We start from the raw sequence: 17,438 nt of genomic DNA, 5'->3' as shown, positions 1-17,438 counted from the left end.
GAATGGTAGGCGTATTTACGCCGAGAGGTAATAGTTAATTTCTCTAGCTAGTTTTTGTTTAATTTCTTCCATCTGTTTACTTTGGCTATTATAAACAAGATAGATAAAACTATTATTTAACTTTGTCTTAATATCCTGGTTAGCCATTTTTTCGATACTAATAATTTTATCTTCAATATTTTTGTCGTCACTTAAAGCCTGTTTTACCTCTTGTATTTTTAGATTCTTTAATATTGTAATAAGTTTTTTCATAAAGGGTTCAACAAAATTGTCGAGTACACTATGTCCACAGCAAAATGATAAAGTATCTTCTGGACGTATTGAGTATTGTTCTATTAACCGATTTTGTATATTAGGAATACCGTCTATAATAATTGAGTCATACCAACCATCATCCATGACATTTTTTAGTTTTTCTAAAATATCGTTGACTTTATCTTGAATACTTTGAAATAATATATTATCGTCTCGAATACTATTAAATTGAGAATCTTCAAAATTTAAAACTGTTGCAAATGCTTGGTTATTTATCAGATGATCAAAATCATTGTATTTAATTTCTTTAAAATATAACCAAACGTAAAACAAAGGGGAAACTATTCGAGAAATATTTTCCAATAAACTTTGAAAATCATAGTTTTTAGTAGTTAAACTTTTGCATATTTCATTTAATGAAAAATAATTGCACTGAAAGTTCTCTTTACTATAAACAACTGTATGGTAAATAAAGTCAGCGATATACCATACATCTTGATCATACAAATATTCACAATCACTATCAATGCAAATAATAAATTTTTCGTCCACAAAATTTTTAAAGTTTTTCAAAATAGGTTTTCCCCGTGTTCCTTGTTTATTCATATATGATGGAAAATAAATTTTATTTCTTAAGTTCGGTTTAGTATTTTCAATAATAAGTCTCCAAAATTCTTCATCATAAATATCTTCAACTAATACAGATATATTACAATTTGCATGAAAAGCATCTTCTTTCATTCTGTTGGCAATATCTTCATAATCTTGATATTTCATGAATACTTTCCTCCCTGAAACCCCTTAAAAGCTAATTTATTTAAGTATATATTATTTGCTTTAATTCCATAATAAGTTCGTGCATCTTCAAGAAATGTAATCTCATCCATATTTCTTGCCTTCCCAAGCAATGTGCTAAAAGTGATAATATCAGGACGCAATTCCATGTTTTCATTTATGTTGTGAATAAGTTCAATACCTTCTTCAACTCCACTGACTTTTTTGATCAAAGTATTAAGAGTTATATCATTAGGCTTGACATGAGATAATTTACTATAAGTTTCTGCTGCCATTAAATCAAAAATTTCTTTTGCATCTTGATAATTAGTGAGTTTGGAAATAAGAGTAGTAAATGTGATGACATCAGGATCAATCATGTTTTCTTTTAGGAAATCCAACAATTGAAGGCACTCATCTTTTGTAAATAAAGTATATTCATTAATTTTGCGATTAAATTGATAAAGTTTGCGTGACTTGTACCCCGAAAAGCTGCCAAAAATATTTTTTATTTCTTGTACACGCTGTCCTAATTGATCTGTTTTTTCTTTTAAAATGGTACTTTCTGTTACTAAATCTGAAATTGACTGAATATCTTCTATTCTTGTAACTTTTTCAATCCACTGTTGATAATAGGCAGTTGGTGAATGCGTTATTATAATAATTTGACAATTTGGATTTATCTGTCTTATATTTGAGATTAAACTCCTTTGCCAATAAATATGCAGGGATATTTCTGGTTCATCCATTAATAATATATAATCTTTCCCGTCTTGAAGTAATGTTGTTAATAAGATAATCAACATCTGTTTTTCCCCAGATGACAGATTTTCTGGTAATATTGGTGTTTGTATTCCTTCCTTTAAAAAATTAAATTCCTTTTCATCAAACTTTTTTTCTGTATCACTAAATAGTTCAGTTAATATCTTAGTGAATACATTTTTAGTTTCATAGATAGATTCAATTTTATCTAATTTATTTCTTCTTGTTGTTTTATCATCTATTTTAAATGCTTCTTCTACTTGATTAGATAAATCTCTTTGATAAGTAACAAACTCGTATTTTAATTTATTAAGTTGGTAGTCAAGTAATGTGGTATCTGGGTTTAATCTGGTTTCAACAACGTCGAAAGTATTAATAAAGTTTATATTCAGTTTATAATTAGTAATTTCTTTATTTGCCGTTATACTTCTATTTTCACTATTAACTCTGACGACAATATCATTTTCTAACTCAATAATTATTTCATCAATGGGGTCAAATAACCTAAAATTCAGTTTGCTATCTTCAACAGGCAATACTGCTTCATGAAGCATTCGTAGTATTGTTGATTTCCCTGAACCATTTTTACCAATCAAAACATTTACGTCTTCATTGAGTGTCCATAAAAAATCATTTCCCCACAAATTCTTAATTTCAATTTTTCGTATATACATAGCTTTTTTATATTTATGAGATTATTTTTTTATTTTTACTGACAATATTATTATTATTGGCATGATATTTCTTCAGTGACTGTAGCATAACTTTTGAACTAAAGTCAATAGCATCTTAATCAATCTTACAATTAAGGGCGGAGAAACCCCGCCCTATAGACAATTTTGCCGAAATAAACAGCAAGAATTAAAGTGAAACCTTAACTAAAAGTATCTTACTTCTTAGCTTCAGCAATGGGAACCCACTCAGTGTGGAAAGTTCCTTCCTTGTCAGTCCGTTTGTAGGTGTGAGCGCCGAAATAGTCCCGTTGTGCTTGAGTTAAGTTTTGTGGCAAGCGATCGCGGCGGTAACTATCGAAGTAATCTAAAGAAGCACTAAAAGCTGGAACAGGAATACCCAACTTAGCCGCAGTCACAATTACTTCACGCCAAGCAGCTTGTCTATCCAGAATTGTTTGCTTAAACTCAGGCGCTAACAACAAGTTAGGTAAAGCTGGATTTTCGTCAAATGCTTTCTTAATTTTATTCAAGAAGCCAGCCCGAATAATACAACCACCTTTCCAAATCCGCGCCATTTCGCCCAGATTTAATTCCCAATTGTAGGTTTTAGAAGCTGTAGACAACAGTGCCATACCTTGAGCATAAGAACAGATTTTGGAACAATAAAGAGCATCACGCACCATGTTCACAAAAGCTGCAATATCACCACCATACTTAGCATTAGGTCCAGTGATAATCTTAGAAGCAGCAATGCGTTCATCTCTAATAGAAGAGAGAATCCGGGCATTTACCGCTGCTGTAATTGTCGGAATCGCTACACCCAATTCTAAAGCAGTTTGTACAGTCCAACGACCAGTACCTTTTTGACCCGCAGCGTCAACAATTAAATCAACGAGGGGAATCTTGGTTTCTGGGTCAACGTAGGGGAAAATATTCGCTGTAATCTCAATCAAAAATGAATTGAGTTCGTCCGTTGTATTCCATTGAGAAAATACCTCATGGAGTTGTGCTGCATTTAAACCAGCCACATTTTTTAGTAAATCGTAGGCTTCTGCAATTAACTGCATATCACCGTACTCAATACCATTGTGAACCATTTTTACATAATGTCCAGAACCACCAGGACCAATGTAAGTGACACAAGGACCATCATCAACTTGAGCCGCGATTTTATTGAAAATCGGGGATAGATACTCATAGGAGCTTTTTGTTCCACCGGGCATGAGAGAAGGACCATTTAAAGCACCTTCTTCACCACCACTCACACCCATACCAATATAACGTAAACCAGTGGGTTCTAATTCTTGAGTGCGTCTTTCTGTATCTTCAAACCAAGAATTACCACCGTCAATAATGATATCGCCCTCTTGTAGTAAAGGCTTAAGCTGTTGAATTACCGCATCAACAGGCTTACCAGCTTGTACCATCACCAAAATTTTCCGAGGACGTTCCAATGAGGCGACAAATTGTTCTAGGCTAAAAGCAGCCCTAACGTTCCGTCCTTGGGCGCGATAGGCCATAAAGGCATCGGTTTTTTCACGAGAGCGGTTGTAAACTGCAATTGGAAAGCCATTTCTTTCAACGTTAAGAGCGATATTTTCGCCCATAACAGCTAATCCAATCACACCAAAGCTTTGTAGTGTCATAGTTTGTGTTCAAATCTTTTGTTTGGGTTTGGCTCTTTGTCTTGCAGATCCTTTCTCTTTAAGGGTAGTCCGAGATTTTCGCTTCACTCCTAAAGAAGATATTAAGAGTTTCTCAAGAATTTCCCAAAATTACGACCAATATGAATAATTATTTTCATTTTGTATCTCAGTCAACAAATTAGTGACAAATTAGTGACGAAGTTTGCAAAATTAAAATACATAGCGGAAGGATAGGCAAGAGGCAAGAGGCAATAAAAATTAAATATCCTTATCCTATTATCCTATCCCCTATTTTCTTTATTATCTTTTCCCTGTCAAGAGTTCCCTGTTAAGAGTTCCCTGTCAAGAGTTCCCTGTTAAGAGTTCCCTGTTCCCTTTCTTTCATGAAATAGTAAGGAGTTTTAAAAAATGCTGGCCTATTTTATAGCGTTGGTAGTCGCTTTTGGTAGTTTAGCCATTTACCTATCAGCTTTCTTTTTTCCAGAAATCCATCGCCAGAATGATTTTATCTGGAGTGGGGTTGGGCTATTCTATGCTTTGGTACTCTGGATTTTTGCACCTGGAATTACTGGAGGGCTGTTACTGGGTCATATAGCTAGTGTGGCACTGTTGGTATGGTTTGTGGCAGAAACTCTCTCATTACGGAGACAGTTAGCCCCCGAAGGACAGCAAACTCCTTTACCCAGTCCTGAGCTAATTAAAATTAGTTTTCAAGAACAAATGTCAAAGTTTTCTGTGAAAGAGAAATTTCGACAATTATCTGGTTTCATTGGTAGTGTGTTTAGTGGTGCAAAAGGAAAGCTACCACAGACTGTGAATCAACAGCCAGTTGTCAAAACTACTGAACAGATTTTACAGACAGGTACAACTCAAGCAACTCAACCGTCAAAATTACCAGATGAGTCGCTAAATGTCACTCCAGCAATTGTAACTGAAGGTTTACCAGATGAGTCGCTAAATGTCACTCCAGCAATTGTAACTGAAGGTTTATCAGAGGAGACTTTTTCTCCATCACCCGTTTTAGAAACGGTAGAACTAGCGCCAACAGCACCAGTTATTCAGCCCCAAGAAGAACAGGTAATTCCGACAACAGAAGCACCTGTGACAGCAGAAACTCAAAATCTATCAATAACTCAAATTGAGGTATTTGTTTCAGAATCACCGATAGCAGCGGAAACTGAAACTGTGATAGAGATAGTTCAGACTGAGGTGTTTGTTTTAGAAGCAGAAACTAGGGATGTTACCAGTGAACTAAAAGTAAGTTCCCCAAATTCTGTGACATCGGAATTATTAACCACAGAAGCAACACAAAAGCCTGCTATGAACGTTGAGGAAGTTAAACCAGACGGGGAAGTGTTGCCAGAAAAAATCCCATTCAATAAACCAGAGGAGGAGTAATTGAGGGGATTTACGGGCAACCACGGGGGGTTTGCCCCTACGTTTTTCTACGTATCTAATTCCCGAAAAAGGGCAACCATGGGGGGGGTTGCCCCTACGTTTTTACACGTAGCTAATCCCCGCAAAGGGGTAACCACGGGGGGTTTGTTCCTACGGGATTAAATCCCAATTGGGATAATAAACGGTCAATATCAAAATGCTCAGACATAAGAGAGCGAATACACTCTATTTTAATTGGTTCATGGACGCGAACTTGACCAAAGGTACGGTCAATGATTTCTACCGTGGTGAGAGTATCCAGATCTACGGATAAAATCGGGATTTCTAACTCTTCGGCCCGGTTGAGGATAAATGCAGGAGGTGGTAGTTGTCCAGTCAGAATCAGACATTGAGTAGATGTTTCTAAGGCTGCTTGTTGAATTTCAACTCGGTCTCCCCCAGTCACTACCGCCATATTCTGACGTTTGCGGAAGTATTTCACAGCAGAGTTGACATTCATTGCCCCAATGGCTAGACTTTGGACTAATAAATCTAGGCGATCGCTTCGACAGAGAACTTCAGCGTTTAACTGCTTGACTAATTCGCCTACACTCACACTGCGAAGGATATCGCTTTTGGGTAATGTTGCTAGTACAGGAATATCCTGTTTTTCCAAGAATGGACGCAACAGGGTTTGTACTAACTCTGATTTTTCTTCAGGTACTTCATTAATCACGACACCCACTAACCGTTTACCCAATCGCTGTTTAGCAGACAACAACCCTTCAATAGAAGTTAGTGATTGATAACGGCTAATTAAGAGTACAGGAGCATCTAATTTTTCTGCTAGTTCCAGTAAGGATAATCCAAATAAATTTCCTTCTGATAAGTTTGCAGGTCCTTCTAATAAGACCAAATTGTTCTTTGGTATTTGTGAATACTTCTCTACTAGTAACTGTTGATAGTTGGTTGTGTCTTCTCCCTGTAAGCGTTTCTGGACGGTAATTTCATCTAAAGACAATAAGGTGGGAGCAATACGGTTGTCTGGAAGGTTCAGGTTATGAGTAATAAACTGGACATCTTCCTCAACTACTGTTCCTGTTGGTGTCTTGACAAAATTACCCAAAGGCTTACCATAAGCGATATCCAACCCATGAAGTTTTAGCTGATGAGACAAACCTAAAACCGTTGCAGATTTGCCACTGTAAGCTTCAACTGATCCAACCAGCAAGTATTTAGCAAGTGTTGGCACGTATGCACTCCTAATTTCAAAAGTTTGTACAACTCAGCTAGGTGTCTTACTAATTTTAGTTCTTTCTGGCGGCAGGTAAATAGCTTGATTCAATCCTAATCGTCTCAATTTTAAAAATTAAATGGGAATAAGTCTAGCCGTGGTAGCTATTGTAGCGATTTTGATTGTCCAAACTGAACAACACTTTATTTTATTTGTGTTGTCAATCTATCCATGAACATATATAGTGGGACTTCAAGAAAAATCAAGCCCGAATAAAGCCGAAACTCGCTTTGTGAGCGGCAAATACGTCACGATTAACAGTCTACCATTCAAAAAAACGAAAAGAAATAGCAGTTCTAAAGGATTCTAAAGCCTCAGTAAAAGTGTTCAAATGTTTGGATTTAGGGTTATTAATGGTGGGTATTGTTGGGTTTCCTTGGGTCAACCCAAACTACAAACTACTACTTTTTAATACCTTTAATAAATGCTGTTCTTGCATCAATAATGGAAGGCATTAAAACACAACTCGCCAATAAATCTATATCTAAATCTGGCAATAATTCACTTTGATTAATTTGTTCATAATTATCATTTTTGAGATGATATAAAGACAATTGATTATTTTCCCAAAACCAGACTTCGGTAATATTAAACCGTTTGTATTTTTCAAGTTTATCAATACTGCCACTGGTAATATTAATTTCAATTGCTAAATCTGGATTTTCCTTTTTTTCTCCGATGTAATAAGATTCATCAGGTTCAAAGGAAGCACTTTTTTCTTTTGCGCGACGAGTAGCACTACCTACTGGAATAAAGTTTATGCCTTTTTCAAAAAAGTATAATGCTAAGAATATAGCAATTACACTGCTAATAGTTTCATGTTGTTCACTCAGCGTCATAAATTCGATGTACCCATCAAGATAAGTTATCCGCAAACCTGCTGCGTCTGCGGTTAAGGTTTCTATTTTTTCAAATTCCTCCCAGGTGTAATGGCCGGGTAGAAGAAATTGCTGTTCGGAAATTGTGGTGGTTTTGTCTAAGGTTTGGATAGTCATAGTAATTTTATGGTTATGACTTTAATCTTGATTATAACTCATGGTCGGGTGATAATTCTCAGGTGAGGTGAATATTTCGGTGGTGTATCTGTTATGCTGCGAACTACTTACAGCACTGCAAAGATTTTGACTGTTTGTTTACCGGAGATATTTGATAAACGTCCCATTTATACTAATACTTCTCCTACAAAAGATTGAGATTCTTTAGGTACATAAGGTTTACCATGTTTTTCTAATACGTGAAGATAGTCTTTGATAGCATCTTTGATATTTTCAATTGCTTCATCTAAAGTTTTACCTTGACTGACACAACCAGGAAGTTCTGGTACTTCAGCAATGTAACCTAGATATTCTGAGTCATAAGTGAATATTACTTGAAATTTCATAGCGTTTTTTTTGGAGGTCTTTTTTTAATTTAATAGATCATGGCTAATTTGCACTTTGACGTTTGTTAGTTTTCTCACGAACTGCTTGACGAATATCTTCCCAATCTTGTGCTGTCATTTCTGACGTGCAAAATAGTATCCATCTAAAAATGCTTGGAGGCTAAAAATAGAATTTTTACCTAAATACATTGCAGGTCTTTTTTTAATCTTTTGCAGTAAGTTGTAAAGATTATCCATTATTTATATATCTCACTTCGATGTCCCACTCTGTCAATAAAAATAATTCTTTGGTCAGGATCAAATTCATAAATTACTCGATAATCTCCAACTCTCAATTTAAAGAAACCGGATAATTCAGCAGTCAAGGTTTGGGGTGTAATTTGGTCAAAATTTCCAGCTAACCAATTAATTTTATTAACTATTCTTTGACAAACTGATTTTGTCAATTTTGCTAAGTCTGCTAGTGCTTCCGGTTCATACTCAACTAGGTAATTCATCTGTTTTCTAAACCTAGTCTTTGCATAACTTCTGCGGTAGAAATACCTCTAGCACCGTGTTCTCTGCGCTTCCGAATTGCTAATAATTCTTGTTTAAAATTATCTTTGATAGTTTGGTTTGTATCTGGGTCTGTTAGCAGTTCTTCTATGGTTTCTCTCACTGTTTCTCGAATGAGGTCTTTAAGTTGCTCAATAGTGAGTTCGTTAACTTGCATGGTGGTGACTGAGTTAAGGGTTATTTCTCAATTTTAGTTTATCCCGCACTGCTTGACGAATATCTTCCCAGTCTTGTGCTGTCATTTCTGTTGCATTTCCTGAGTTTAATCCTTCTAAAAGCAGGGTTTGTAGTCGTTCTTTTACTTTGGAGTTTTTGGTCTTGTCGCACTAACTCCCGAAAATATTCACGCTTCGCTGCTGTAACCTCCTTGCGCTACTTTTCTATATAATCGCCCATGGTGTCAGGTAAGGAAATATTCATACTTTTCATAATGTGACTTCTTGAATATACTTTTTTATATTATGGCGGTTGTTGTCATGTTCTGTCATTGGTAGAAAAAACTATTGGTGATAGTTGGGTGGTTTGGGTAATGTTGGGTTTTCTTGGGTTAACCTAACCTACTTACTTTAGTTGTAATAAGAATAATTAACTTATCTATATAAAACTGAAAATAATTGCTATAATAAAAACATCAATTTGATTTATTAACTGTGATGACTATCAAAGAATTACTGTTACAAGAAATTGACAACACACCCAACGAACTTTTAGAAGATGTGTTTGGTTTTTTGCAATCACTCAAAACAGCACCACAAAAACCCCCAGTTTCCTATCAAGAATTGTTAGCAAGAATAGATTACTTAGAAACAATAGTAGGTATTCGTAAAGGATTAGATGAATTTGAGCGCGGTGAAGGGATTCCTGCGGATCAAGTTTTGGCAACTCTACAACAAAAATATAACATTCCTCCTCGCTCATGAATTATCAAGTTATTATTCAACCTACTGCATTTCAGGAAATTGAAAACTCCTATCGTTGGATGTGTGATAATTTGAGTGCTGAAGTAGCGAACAATTGGTATTATCAATTTGAAGATGCTATTGCGTCACTAAAAAAATTTCCTAACCGATGTAGTATAGCTCCAGAATCAACAAAACTTGGTCGTGAAATTCGCCAACTATGGGTGGGAAAACAAAGAAAATATCGAGTTTTATTTGTTCTTGAAGAAGATGTTATAGCTATTATTCATGTTCGTCACAGTCGTCAATCTTATCTAGATGAAGAGTCTGAATAAGATTGAGTTTGTGAAGATTGTTTTTTTTGGGAATGGTAAGAGGTGTATTGACGAATATCTTCCCAATCTTGTGCTGTCATTTCTGTTGCATTTCCTGAGCTTAATACTTCTAAAAGCAGGATTTGTAATTGTTCCCAACCTACACCATAATTTTTATTTTCATGAAACTAATTCATCAATTTTTGCTATTTCATGATTTTTCTGATTTTGACAAAATTCTTCAAACAAGGTAAAAAATCTATCTACTGCGCTTTTTTCATCGGCTGAATGAAATAGAATAATACTTGACCATAATTGACTTGTTTCTACATTAAATTTGTGTCTTATCCATTGCAAAAAAGTTTGAAATTCTGTTTCTTCTGCTGTTAAGGGAATACCAATTTCTCGACGGGCAAAATAGTATCCATCTAAAAATGCTTGGAGGCTAAAAATAGAATTTTTACCTAAATACATTGCAGGTCTTTTTTTGATCTTTTGCAGTAAGTTGTAGAGATTATCCATGTTTAACTCTCTAAATTTCTAGGTTAAAAGTAAGTCTCTGTGATTTGAAACTCTAATCCTGCATCTAATATAGGTGAATAGAGATTCTGTATCCAGTTTAATCGGGTAATGCCTTGATGGTGAATATTGTCAAAAACAAGTTCTACGTTATTTATCTCTATTATAACACCTTCATGATGACCTGTGGTGGCAATCAATTCTCCAATACTATCATCATAAATTCTGCCATAAATTGGATCTTGAGAATTTGTATTTATTTTAATATGTTTACCCTGAATATTTTGTCTGATTAAAAATTCTTTGATTGCTCTAGCACAGGGTATACAATCAAATATTCCGTAACTACTGGCAATTGCTATAATTTGTTGATAAATTATGTCCTCTTGATTCAATTTTGCTCCCGGTGCTAAATTTTAATAATTCTAGTATCAATTTTATTCTATTCTTGCACTGCTTGACGAATATCTTCCCAATCTTGTGCTGTTATTTCTGTTGCATTTCCTGAGTTTAATCCTTCTAAAAGCAGGGTTTGTAGTCGTTCTTTTACTTTGGAGTTTTTGGTCTTGTCGCACTAATTCCCGAAAATATTCACGCTTCGCTGCTGTAACCTCTTTGCGCTACTTTTCTATATAATCGCCCATGGTGTCAGGTAAGGAAATATTCATACTTTTCATAATGTGATTTTTTGAATATACTTTTTTATATTGTGGCGGTTTTTGTCATTTTCTGCCATTGGTAGAAAACACTATTCGTGATATTTCGTGATGTTGGTTTTTCTTGCTTTAACCTAACCTACTGATGTATAATGATTTTAAAAATTAATTGATTCTCAAGGACAAATCAAATGACTGTTGAAGAAATAATTATAGATAAGGTAAAAATATTACCTCCTGATAAACAACAAGAAGCCTTAGATTTTGTAGAGTTTTTATTAGCTAAAATGCAAAAACAAGGGTTATCTAATCAAACAAAAAAATCAGGTATTTCAGCTTTAGCTATGGCTCAAGAATATGTTGGTTGTGTGGAAGTAGCCGATGATTTATCTACTAATAAAGATTATATGAATGGTTACGGTGCATGATGAGAGGATGTGTTTTATTAGATACGAGTCCATTGGTAGCTATCATTAATCGTCGTGATCAGTTTCATGGTTGGGTGACAGCACAATGGGATAATATTGAGCCTCCTTTATTAACTTGTGAAGCTGTAATTTCTGAGACTTGTTTTTTGTTGCGAAATGTTTATGGTGGTCAAGATGCTGTGATAAATTTGGTGAAGAATGGAGTTATTAAAGTACCTTTTAATTTGGATGATGAAGCTGTAATTATTGGTGAATTTCTCAAGATTTATCAATCTGTTCCGATGTTTTTTGCAGATGCTTGTCTGGTGAGGATGTCTGAACTTTATAATGATAGTTTTTTGTTAACTTTTGATAGTGATTTTCTTGTGTATCGGCGTAATAAAAACCAAGTTATTCCGGTAATTATGCCACAATAACAGGATGTGATTTAGTTAGTTTGTTAATTTTATCCTATCAAAATGCTCGACTGCTTGACGAATATCTTCCCAATCTTGAGCAGTCATTTCTGTTGCATTTCCTGAGTTTAATCCTTCTAAGAGCATGGTTTGTAGTTGTTCTTTTGCTTTCTGTTTTTGGTCTTGTCGCACTAATTCCCGAAAATATTCACTAACGCTGCTGTAACCTCCTTGCGCTACTTTTCTATATAATCGCCCATGGTGTCAGGTAAGGAAATATTCATACTTTTCATAAAGTGACTTCTTGAACATACTTTTTTATATTATGGCGGTTTTTGTCATTTTCTGCCATTGGTAGAAAAAACTATTCGTGATGGTTGGTGATGGTTGGGTTTTCTTGGGTTAACTTAACTTACTAATATTTAATGAACCACGAAGAAACGAAGTACACGAAGGAAGAAAAGAAGAGAGGAAGAGATTTTATTTTTATAAGTAGTTGGACAAAATTAAATTCACTCGTTGAGAGAGGGAACAGGGAAATCAATTATGTAATTAATTATGTCCCATTACTTATGATTATTGTTGGGTTTTCTTGCGTCAACCTAACCTAATCACTTGCTTTAATGCCTAAACTTTGGAGATTAAAAAGTTATTTAACGTCTACGTTTGACACATTTATTTACTTTGTGAGATGCAAGTTTTGTGCGTTTAACTTTACTACCACAGTAAGGACATTCTACTAATTTTGACAAAGAATGAGTTTTTATTGATGGTGACAATGAAGAAGTAGGTTTAATCGGTGTCTTTTTTTGTGATGATAGTGAAGAAATACTTTTAATCTTGATTGTTGAAGAAGTAGATGCAGTTGGATTAAAAATCCTGTGAATGTTAATCTTTGAAAGAATGAAATTAACAAAATCTTCTGTAGAAATAGATTGAGTACCAAAAATTAAATGATTTCCATCAAAACCTGAATAATATCCTTCATATTCGTCACCTGAGTAATTAGCTACAGACTGTCTCACCTGAATTTTTAGTTCTTGTTTTAATTCTGCTAATGTTGCAAGTTTTCCTGCTTCTGCATTATCTATGAATTTTAACAAACTCGATTGACAACGTAGAATTGCTTTACTAATTAAAAAAATATTACTACCAAATTGTATTCTCCAATCACTTGGGATAAGTTTTGATGTCTCATTTTTACCTAATGCAGCTAACATTGCGTATTTTGTACCAACAGGATCATCAATACGTTTAAAATGATTTGGAGCGTGTACTGGATGTCCAGAAGGATGTTTATACCAATAAGCAGATTTCTTGATGATTTCCTCAGCTAAAGAACGATTTACTGAATTATTTTGTACTAAATTGATGATTTTTTCTCGTTCTTGCATATATAAGTTTTGTTCTTCCATAAACAAATACCTCACTTTATGTTTACTCTTTTATAGTTTTCAGGTTTCTAGCATAAGCTTTTTGTCCGTTACCACCCTTAAAATAAACTATACCGTCTTCACTAATTGAAGAAATAATTAATATTTTCTCAGGGTTATTAATATGAAATACTTTACTTCCATGTTTTAAATTTTCTGTTTCGATAGTGTTAAGATTTAGTATAGTCATAGTTGATTCGATCACTGCATCTACAACAAACCTTTTTTCATAAGATACATCAATGCCGAACTGAGATAAAAAATTAATTTGTTTTTCTGTAGGAAACCGGTCATCAAAATTATCAAAAACTAAATCGATATAATTTTGTATAACAATATAAGCTACTCCTTTTGGATAATTTTTAATGTCAATCCCTAAATATTTGGCAAATTCTACCTCTTTATCATCTACACGTGGAATTTTATTAAAGTAGTCAGAACGTAGAAATTCAGCTACACTATCAGATATCTCAAATTTTTTTACAATCATCTATTTGTACCATTTATAGACAACACAATTACCTCTAGCCTCAATTTCAACGTTGTTAGTGTTAAAGTTTTGTTTAACATTGTTAACAAATTCTTGAGCAGCTTCCTCAGATTTATAGGCACATACAACCTCTTCTTTAACTATTTTTTTGGAAGTAGATGTAATTTCTGGGCTAACTGGAGAAGATTCAACTTTAGGCTGAACGGGTGTTACAGTTTCTGTTTGAGGCTGAACAGGTGTTACAGGTTCTACTGATTGATTAGGCTGGTTTGATTGTGAACAAGAATTGGATATAAAGACAGTCAAGATTAATAGTAGAACTAGATTTCCAGTAGTAAGTTTCATATTTACCTTTTAAATTTACATATAAGTTAATCATACATATACCTTAATCAAAACCGCAAATGTACTTAACAAAACACAAAAATATCCGCGTTTATCTGCGTACATCTGCGGTTAAAAATCCTTAATGCACCAACTCAATAGCCCGCTTAGTCAAAGCCTCCGCAGTCAACCCATTAAAAGCCATCAACTCACCCGCACTAGCCGTAGTTTCCCCACGCTTCCAGGCAAAAGAATCACGCTTAGAATTACTGCGTAACATCAGACAATTAATTGTTATTTAAACTCAGATATCGCCGCAAAATATTTTGAGATTGTTCTAATAATTCTGCTTCTAATTCTCCTAATTGTTGCGTTAAACGAACTTTATCAAAAGTCATTGGTTCAACACATATCAAAAGACTATCTACAGAAAGTCCGTTTTGTGCTGATGCTGGTACTTCCACTACTGCTGGTGAAATACGGGGGTTATTAGGTTTTGCAGAAGTAAAAGGTAAAACTGTAACTTTACTGCGTTGGTTATTAAACAAAGTCCCAGAAATTATCAGTGCTGGCCGAGTTTTTTGAATTTCTGTACCTACGGATGGGTCAAATGTTACTATCCAGATGCTTCCCATTCGGTAATCGCTATATTTTGCCATTCACCTTCCCAACCTAATTCTAACTCATCAACCAAAGCGCAAGCTGCTGCTAGTGCTTCATTTTGTTTTTGTTCTTGCCATTGTTTCAAGAGACTTTCAATTAATGCACTACGGTTATCAACTTTTTGGTCAATGTAATTTAGTAGTTCATCTGGCAATGAAATTGAGATTTTAGCCATATCCTACCTATAATCATACCATTGGTAGCATAACAGATTTTGATGTTTTTAGTCTAGTAATTTTGTCAAGATTTTTCTATCAGGTAATTAATTTGATAACTTGGGAATTTGAATTATTATATTGTTGAGTTTTATAGGTATAAAATCAGCAAATGTACGCAACAAACGCCAAAACATCCGCGTTCATCTGCGTTCTAATAACTTAAAAAGCGGTTATTCAGTTTAAAAAAATTCTTACCCTGGGGTCGGGAACTCTAAATTGTGAGCAAGCCTATTTCTCGCTGTTCACGTTTTGAAGGCTGCATCAAATTTTATGCTCCAAGGAGTACCCAAGGCTCACAATATATATATTACAGGATATTTCCTAGATTTGTCAAGTATCTAGAATAAATATTTTCGGTTTGAAGAACTCGAACTATATTATACTGAGCTATAACTAATCCTTATGAGATAATTAAGAGGATGTCTGAAGTTTATAATGATAGTTTTTTGTTAACTTTTGATAGTGATTTTCTTGTGTATCGGCGTAATAAAAATCAAGTTATTCCGGTAATTATGCCACAGTAGGAGGATTTTCTTTAGTTAGTTTGTTAATTTTATCCTATCAAAATGCTCGACTGCTTGACGAATATCTTCCCAGTCTTGTGCTGTCATTTCTGTTGCATTTCCTGAGTTTAATCTTTCTAAAAGCAGGGTTTGTAGTTGTTCTTTTGCTTTGGAGTTTTTGGTCTTGTCGCACTAATTCCCGAAAATATTCACGCTTGGCTGCTGTAACCTCCTTGCGCTACTTTTCTATACAGCGGTTTCCGATCTGATGAAGTACAAAGTTGAATCATGAAACTCTTGTGGTGCGGGCATCTTGCCCGCTAAATATGTACCTCATAACACCAGGAAGTGCTATATAATCGCCCATGGTGTCAGGTAAGGAAATATTCATACTTTTCATAATGTGACTTCTTGAATATACTTTTTTATATTATGGCGGTTTTTGTCATTTTCTGCCATTGGTAGAAAAAACTATTCGTGATGGTTGGGTGGTTTGGGTGATGTTGGGTTTTCTAGAGTCAACCTAACTTACTTAATAAACTAAAAAATTCCAGGTATTTGTGTTAATCTGTCGCTACTAAGGAATAAGGAATAATTTGATTTAAAATTTCTCCTAAATTTCTTTTTGCTTCCATTATTTCATAAGCATTTTGCAATCTTAAAAAATAACCATCTGAAAGTCTAAAATAGCGACAAAGGCGTAAATCTATATCTGCTGTCATTTTCAGTTTACCTGTAATAATTCCTTGAATAGTAGGATAAGTTAAACCTAAGTTAACAGCTAAATCATTTTCACTTATGTCTAATTCTTCTAAAAATTCATATTTTAGAATTTCACCTGGATGGGGATTATGTAGTAAGTTATTTTCCATGATATTTTCTCCTAATGGTAATCCACTATTTCTACATTATAAGCATTTCCATTTTCCCACACAAAACATATCCGCCATTGCTTTGTAATACGGATACTGTATTCTCCTATTCTATCTCCAGAAAGGGCTTCTAAGCGATTTCCAGGGGGGATACGCAAGTCATCTAAATTAGCTGATGCTTCTAGTTGTCGCAATTTGCGTAATGCTCGTTCTTGAATGTCTGCTGGTAATTTTCTTGAACTTACCCCCTGCCATATTTTTTCGGTTTCTTTACAACTAAAGGAAACAATCATTACTTTTAATTATTTATTGTCATTAATTCTATGTTACGCTGTTATTGATTGTTGTTGGGTTTCCTTGCGTCAACCCAACCTACTCGCTTTTTTATATTGTGGCGGTTTTTGTCATTTTATGCCATTGGTAGAAAAAAGTATTCGTGATAGTTGGGTGGTTTGGGTGATGTTGGGTTTTCTTGTGTCAACTAAACTTACTACTATTTAATGAACCACGTTCGCGTAGCGTCCCGTAGGGATAGAAACGAAGTACACGAAGGAAGAGAGGAAGAGATTTGGTTTTTATATCATTATTATATATTATAATTATTGTTTAGTTTTCTTGCGTCAACCCAACCTACTACTAGATATGGTATATTGTTTGTAGGACTTACGCACCATGTGACCGAAACCCTGATTATTTCGTAGGGGTAACTCATGAAATACCAATACTTTCGTTAGATTTTGCGTAAGTCCTGGTTTGTTGTAAATTATATCTATAAAACAATGTTCATAGTAGGTAAATCATACGATCTTAGTAATGTTGCAGGTGGTACTAAAGACCCTTACGAATATGTTGGATTTGATGAAAAAGAAAAAGTCCATATTTTTCGTACTGCTAATCAAAGTGCCTTGTACCAGCAGTCTCGTTTCCCAGTTCCAAAAACTGAAGAGCATTGGGTTCGAGAAATAGACTAATAGCTTTTTCACTCCATTGAGATAATATAAATATA

The 17,438-nt window shown here is 34.5% G+C and carries 24 protein-coding genes and 1 pseudogene; 6 read left to right on the top strand and 19 right to left on the bottom strand.

What is annotated here, in order from left to right; genetic code table 11:
• Nucleotides 1-15: 15 nt before the first annotated feature.
• The 3 genes from H6G25_RS13155 to gndA form a co-directional block, all read right to left on the bottom strand.
• The gene (locus H6G25_RS13155) at nt 16-1,032 is read right to left on the bottom strand and encodes a DUF4435 domain-containing protein (protein WP_190392854.1); all 1,017 of its coding nucleotides are present in this window, start codon (nt 1,030-1,032) and stop codon (nt 16-18) included.
• A complete protein-coding gene (locus tag H6G25_RS13150; RefSeq protein WP_190392853.1) occupies nt 1,029-2,465 on the bottom strand; it encodes an AAA family ATPase in 1,437 nt (478 codons plus the stop codon). Before H6G25_RS13150 ends, H6G25_RS13155 begins: the two co-directional genes overlap by 4 nt.
• Before the next feature lie 215 nt (nt 2,466-2,680).
• Nucleotides 2,681-4,111 (bottom strand): NADP-dependent phosphogluconate dehydrogenase, encoded by a 1,431-nt coding sequence (gene gndA / locus H6G25_RS13145; RefSeq protein ID WP_137909302.1) that lies wholly within the window; start codon nt 4,109-4,111, stop codon nt 2,681-2,683.
• 408 nt (nt 4,112-4,519) lie between these two features.
• Between gndA and H6G25_RS21205 the strand changes: the two are divergent.
• Nucleotides 4,520-4,936: pseudogene (locus H6G25_RS21205) on the top strand (Ycf66 family protein); the annotation flags it as partial.
• A gap of 685 nt (nt 4,937-5,621) precedes the next feature.
• Here the strand turns inward: H6G25_RS21205 and H6G25_RS13135 are convergent.
• The 5 genes from H6G25_RS13135 to H6G25_RS13115 form a co-directional block, all read right to left on the bottom strand.
• Nucleotides 5,622-6,740, bottom strand: a complete 1,119-nt coding sequence (locus tag H6G25_RS13135) for a DRTGG domain-containing protein (RefSeq protein WP_190392851.1) — start codon at nt 6,738-6,740, stop codon at nt 5,622-5,624.
• A 443-nt stretch (nt 6,741-7,183) separates the two neighbouring features.
• Nucleotides 7,184-7,777, bottom strand: a complete 594-nt coding sequence (locus H6G25_RS13130; RefSeq protein WP_190392850.1) for a Uma2 family endonuclease — start codon at nt 7,775-7,777, stop codon at nt 7,184-7,186.
• Nucleotides 7,778-7,944: 167 nt separating this feature from the next.
• The gene (locus tag H6G25_RS13125) at nt 7,945-8,163 is read right to left on the bottom strand and encodes a type II toxin-antitoxin system HicB family antitoxin (RefSeq protein WP_190392849.1); all 219 of its coding nucleotides are present in this window, start codon (nt 8,161-8,163) and stop codon (nt 7,945-7,947) included.
• A 236-nt stretch (nt 8,164-8,399) separates the two neighbouring features.
• Entirely contained in the window at nt 8,400-8,660 is a 261-nt protein-coding gene (locus H6G25_RS13120; RefSeq protein ID WP_190392848.1) for a type II toxin-antitoxin system RelE/ParE family toxin, read from the bottom strand.
• Entirely contained in the window at nt 8,657-8,875 is a 219-nt protein-coding gene (locus H6G25_RS13115; RefSeq protein ID WP_190392847.1) for a hypothetical protein, read from the bottom strand. The genes H6G25_RS13120 and H6G25_RS13115 overlap by 4 nt, the downstream gene beginning before the upstream one ends.
• 496 nt (nt 8,876-9,371) lie before the next feature.
• On the opposite strand from H6G25_RS13115, the gene H6G25_RS13110 reads away from it, so the two are divergent.
• Both H6G25_RS13110 and H6G25_RS13105 read left to right on the top strand, forming a co-directional pair.
• Nucleotides 9,372-9,638 carry a hypothetical protein gene (locus tag H6G25_RS13110; protein ID WP_028089082.1) on the top strand — a complete coding sequence of 89 codons (267 nt, stop codon included), beginning with the start codon at nt 9,372-9,374 and terminating at the stop codon, nt 9,636-9,638.
• Nucleotides 9,635-9,952, top strand: coding sequence for a type II toxin-antitoxin system RelE/ParE family toxin (locus H6G25_RS13105; RefSeq protein ID WP_190392846.1), 318 nt, complete (start codon nt 9,635-9,637; stop codon nt 9,950-9,952). Before H6G25_RS13110 ends, H6G25_RS13105 begins: the two co-directional genes overlap by 4 nt.
• A gap of 159 nt (nt 9,953-10,111) precedes the next feature.
• Here the strand turns inward: H6G25_RS13105 and H6G25_RS13100 are convergent, their stop codons facing one another.
• Nucleotides 10,112-10,453: a hypothetical protein gene (locus H6G25_RS13100; RefSeq protein WP_190392845.1), complete on the bottom strand. Its 342-nt coding sequence runs from the start codon at nt 10,451-10,453 to the stop codon at nt 10,112-10,114.
• 23 nt (nt 10,454-10,476) lie between these two features.
• On the bottom strand, nt 10,477-10,845 hold the full coding sequence (locus H6G25_RS13095; RefSeq protein WP_190370711.1) for a papain fold toxin domain-containing protein: 369 nt from the start codon (nt 10,843-10,845) through the stop codon (nt 10,477-10,479).
• 452 nt (nt 10,846-11,297) lie between these two features.
• Between H6G25_RS13095 and H6G25_RS13090 the strand changes: the two genes are divergently transcribed.
• Entirely contained in the window at nt 11,298-11,534 is a 237-nt protein-coding gene (locus tag H6G25_RS13090; protein WP_190392844.1) for a DUF2281 domain-containing protein, read from the top strand.
• Nucleotides 11,531-11,950: a PIN domain-containing protein gene (locus tag H6G25_RS13085; protein WP_242034955.1), complete on the top strand. Its 420-nt coding sequence runs from the start codon at nt 11,531-11,533 to the stop codon at nt 11,948-11,950. Before H6G25_RS13090 ends, H6G25_RS13085 begins: the two co-directional genes overlap by 4 nt.
• Before the next feature lie 15 nt (nt 11,951-11,965).
• Here the strand turns inward: H6G25_RS13085 and H6G25_RS21535 are convergent, their stop codons facing one another.
• The 9 genes from H6G25_RS21535 to H6G25_RS13040 form a co-directional block, all read right to left on the bottom strand.
• Nucleotides 11,966-12,121 carry a hypothetical protein gene (locus H6G25_RS21535; RefSeq protein WP_277881751.1) on the bottom strand — a complete coding sequence of 52 codons (156 nt, stop codon included), beginning with the start codon at nt 12,119-12,121 and terminating at the stop codon, nt 11,966-11,968.
• 461 nt (nt 12,122-12,582) lie between these two features.
• Nucleotides 12,583-13,344 carry a hypothetical protein gene (locus H6G25_RS13075; RefSeq protein WP_190392843.1) on the bottom strand — a complete coding sequence of 254 codons (762 nt, stop codon included), beginning with the start codon at nt 13,342-13,344 and terminating at the stop codon, nt 12,583-12,585.
• 22 nt (nt 13,345-13,366) lie between these two features.
• Nucleotides 13,367-13,852, bottom strand: a complete 486-nt coding sequence (locus H6G25_RS13070; RefSeq protein ID WP_187040671.1) for a hypothetical protein — start codon at nt 13,850-13,852, stop codon at nt 13,367-13,369.
• A complete protein-coding gene (locus H6G25_RS13065) occupies nt 13,853-14,197 on the bottom strand; it encodes a hypothetical protein (protein ID WP_190392842.1) in 345 nt (114 codons plus the stop codon).
• Between the two features lie 121 nt (nt 14,198-14,318).
• Nucleotides 14,319-14,456 carry a hypothetical protein gene (locus tag H6G25_RS13060; RefSeq protein WP_165790180.1) on the bottom strand — a complete coding sequence of 46 codons (138 nt, stop codon included), beginning with the start codon at nt 14,454-14,456 and terminating at the stop codon, nt 14,319-14,321.
• Between the two features lie 7 nt (nt 14,457-14,463).
• Nucleotides 14,464-14,835 carry a type II toxin-antitoxin system PemK/MazF family toxin gene (locus H6G25_RS13055; RefSeq protein ID WP_242034954.1) on the bottom strand — a complete coding sequence of 124 codons (372 nt, stop codon included), beginning with the start codon at nt 14,833-14,835 and terminating at the stop codon, nt 14,464-14,466.
• On the bottom strand, nt 14,793-15,014 hold the full coding sequence (locus H6G25_RS13050; protein WP_190392841.1) for a ribbon-helix-helix domain-containing protein: 222 nt from the start codon (nt 15,012-15,014) through the stop codon (nt 14,793-14,795). Before H6G25_RS13050 ends, H6G25_RS13055 begins: the two co-directional genes overlap by 43 nt.
• Before the next feature lie 1,109 nt (nt 15,015-16,123).
• Nucleotides 16,124-16,432 carry a HigA family addiction module antitoxin gene (locus H6G25_RS13045; RefSeq protein ID WP_190392840.1) on the bottom strand — a complete coding sequence of 103 codons (309 nt, stop codon included), beginning with the start codon at nt 16,430-16,432 and terminating at the stop codon, nt 16,124-16,126.
• Nucleotides 16,433-16,443: 11 nt separating this feature from the next.
• Nucleotides 16,444-16,725, bottom strand: coding sequence for a type II toxin-antitoxin system RelE/ParE family toxin (locus H6G25_RS13040; protein ID WP_190392839.1), 282 nt, complete (start codon nt 16,723-16,725; stop codon nt 16,444-16,446).
• A 486-nt stretch (nt 16,726-17,211) separates the two neighbouring features.
• Between H6G25_RS13040 and H6G25_RS13035 the strand changes: the two genes are divergently transcribed.
• Nucleotides 17,212-17,403, top strand: coding sequence for a hypothetical protein (locus H6G25_RS13035; RefSeq protein WP_190392838.1), 192 nt, complete (start codon nt 17,212-17,214; stop codon nt 17,401-17,403).
• Nucleotides 17,404-17,438 lie beyond the last annotated feature (35 nt).

This window comes from Dolichospermum sp. FACHB-1091 (genome assembly GCF_014697585.1).
Classification (GTDB): domain Bacteria; phylum Cyanobacteriota; class Cyanobacteriia; order Cyanobacteriales; family Nostocaceae; genus Dolichospermum.
Note: the sequence above shows the minus strand (reverse complement) of the source record. Positions and strands in the feature narration are given on the sequence as shown.

What these genes read in the sequence shown, in the direction of transcription:
- H6G25_RS13070 (WP_187040671.1), bottom strand. Translation starts at nt 13,852, where the DNA reads ATGATTGTAAAAAAATTTGAGATATCTGATAGTGTAGCTGAATTTCTA.
- H6G25_RS13150 (WP_190392853.1), bottom strand. Translation starts at nt 2,465, where the DNA reads ATGTATATACGAAAAATTGAAATTAAGAATTTGTGGGGAAATGATTTT.
- H6G25_RS13040 (WP_190392839.1), bottom strand. Translation starts at nt 16,725, where the DNA reads ATGATTGTTTCCTTTAGTTGTAAAGAAACCGAAAAAATATGGCAGGGG.
- H6G25_RS13085 (WP_242034955.1), top strand. Translation starts at nt 11,531, where the DNA reads ATGATGAGAGGATGTGTTTTATTAGATACGAGTCCATTGGTAGCTATC.
- H6G25_RS13045 (WP_190392840.1), bottom strand. Translation starts at nt 16,432, where the DNA reads ATGGAAAATAACTTACTACATAATCCCCATCCAGGTGAAATTCTAAAA.
- H6G25_RS13130 (WP_190392850.1), bottom strand. Translation starts at nt 7,777, where the DNA reads ATGACTATCCAAACCTTAGACAAAACCACCACAATTTCCGAACAGCAA.
- H6G25_RS13100 (WP_190392845.1), bottom strand. Translation starts at nt 10,453, where the DNA reads ATGGATAATCTCTACAACTTACTGCAAAAGATCAAAAAAAGACCTGCA.
- gndA (WP_137909302.1), bottom strand. Translation starts at nt 4,111, where the DNA reads ATGACACTACAAAGCTTTGGTGTGATTGGATTAGCTGTTATGGGCGAA.
- H6G25_RS13065 (WP_190392842.1), bottom strand. Translation starts at nt 14,197, where the DNA reads ATGAAACTTACTACTGGAAATCTAGTTCTACTATTAATCTTGACTGTC.
- H6G25_RS13035 (WP_190392838.1), top strand. Translation starts at nt 17,212, where the DNA reads ATGTTCATAGTAGGTAAATCATACGATCTTAGTAATGTTGCAGGTGGT.
- H6G25_RS13125 (WP_190392849.1), bottom strand. Translation starts at nt 8,163, where the DNA reads ATGAAATTTCAAGTAATATTCACTTATGACTCAGAATATCTAGGTTAC.
- H6G25_RS13090 (WP_190392844.1), top strand. Translation starts at nt 11,298, where the DNA reads ATGACTGTTGAAGAAATAATTATAGATAAGGTAAAAATATTACCTCCT.
- H6G25_RS13055 (WP_242034954.1), bottom strand. Translation starts at nt 14,835, where the DNA reads ATGGCAAAATATAGCGATTACCGAATGGGAAGCATCTGGATAGTAACA.
- H6G25_RS13060 (WP_165790180.1), bottom strand. Translation starts at nt 14,456, where the DNA reads ATGTTACGCAGTAATTCTAAGCGTGATTCTTTTGCCTGGAAGCGTGGG.
- H6G25_RS13115 (WP_190392847.1), bottom strand. Translation starts at nt 8,875, where the DNA reads ATGCAAGTTAACGAACTCACTATTGAGCAACTTAAAGACCTCATTCGA.
- H6G25_RS13120 (WP_190392848.1), bottom strand. Translation starts at nt 8,660, where the DNA reads ATGAATTACCTAGTTGAGTATGAACCGGAAGCACTAGCAGACTTAGCA.
- H6G25_RS13110 (WP_028089082.1), top strand. Translation starts at nt 9,372, where the DNA reads ATGACTATCAAAGAATTACTGTTACAAGAAATTGACAACACACCCAAC.
- H6G25_RS13050 (WP_190392841.1), bottom strand. Translation starts at nt 15,014, where the DNA reads ATGGCTAAAATCTCAATTTCATTGCCAGATGAACTACTAAATTACATT.
- H6G25_RS13075 (WP_190392843.1), bottom strand. Translation starts at nt 13,344, where the DNA reads ATGGAAGAACAAAACTTATATATGCAAGAACGAGAAAAAATCATCAAT.
- H6G25_RS13155 (WP_190392854.1), bottom strand. Translation starts at nt 1,032, where the DNA reads ATGAAATATCAAGATTATGAAGATATTGCCAACAGAATGAAAGAAGAT.
- H6G25_RS13105 (WP_190392846.1), top strand. Translation starts at nt 9,635, where the DNA reads ATGAATTATCAAGTTATTATTCAACCTACTGCATTTCAGGAAATTGAA.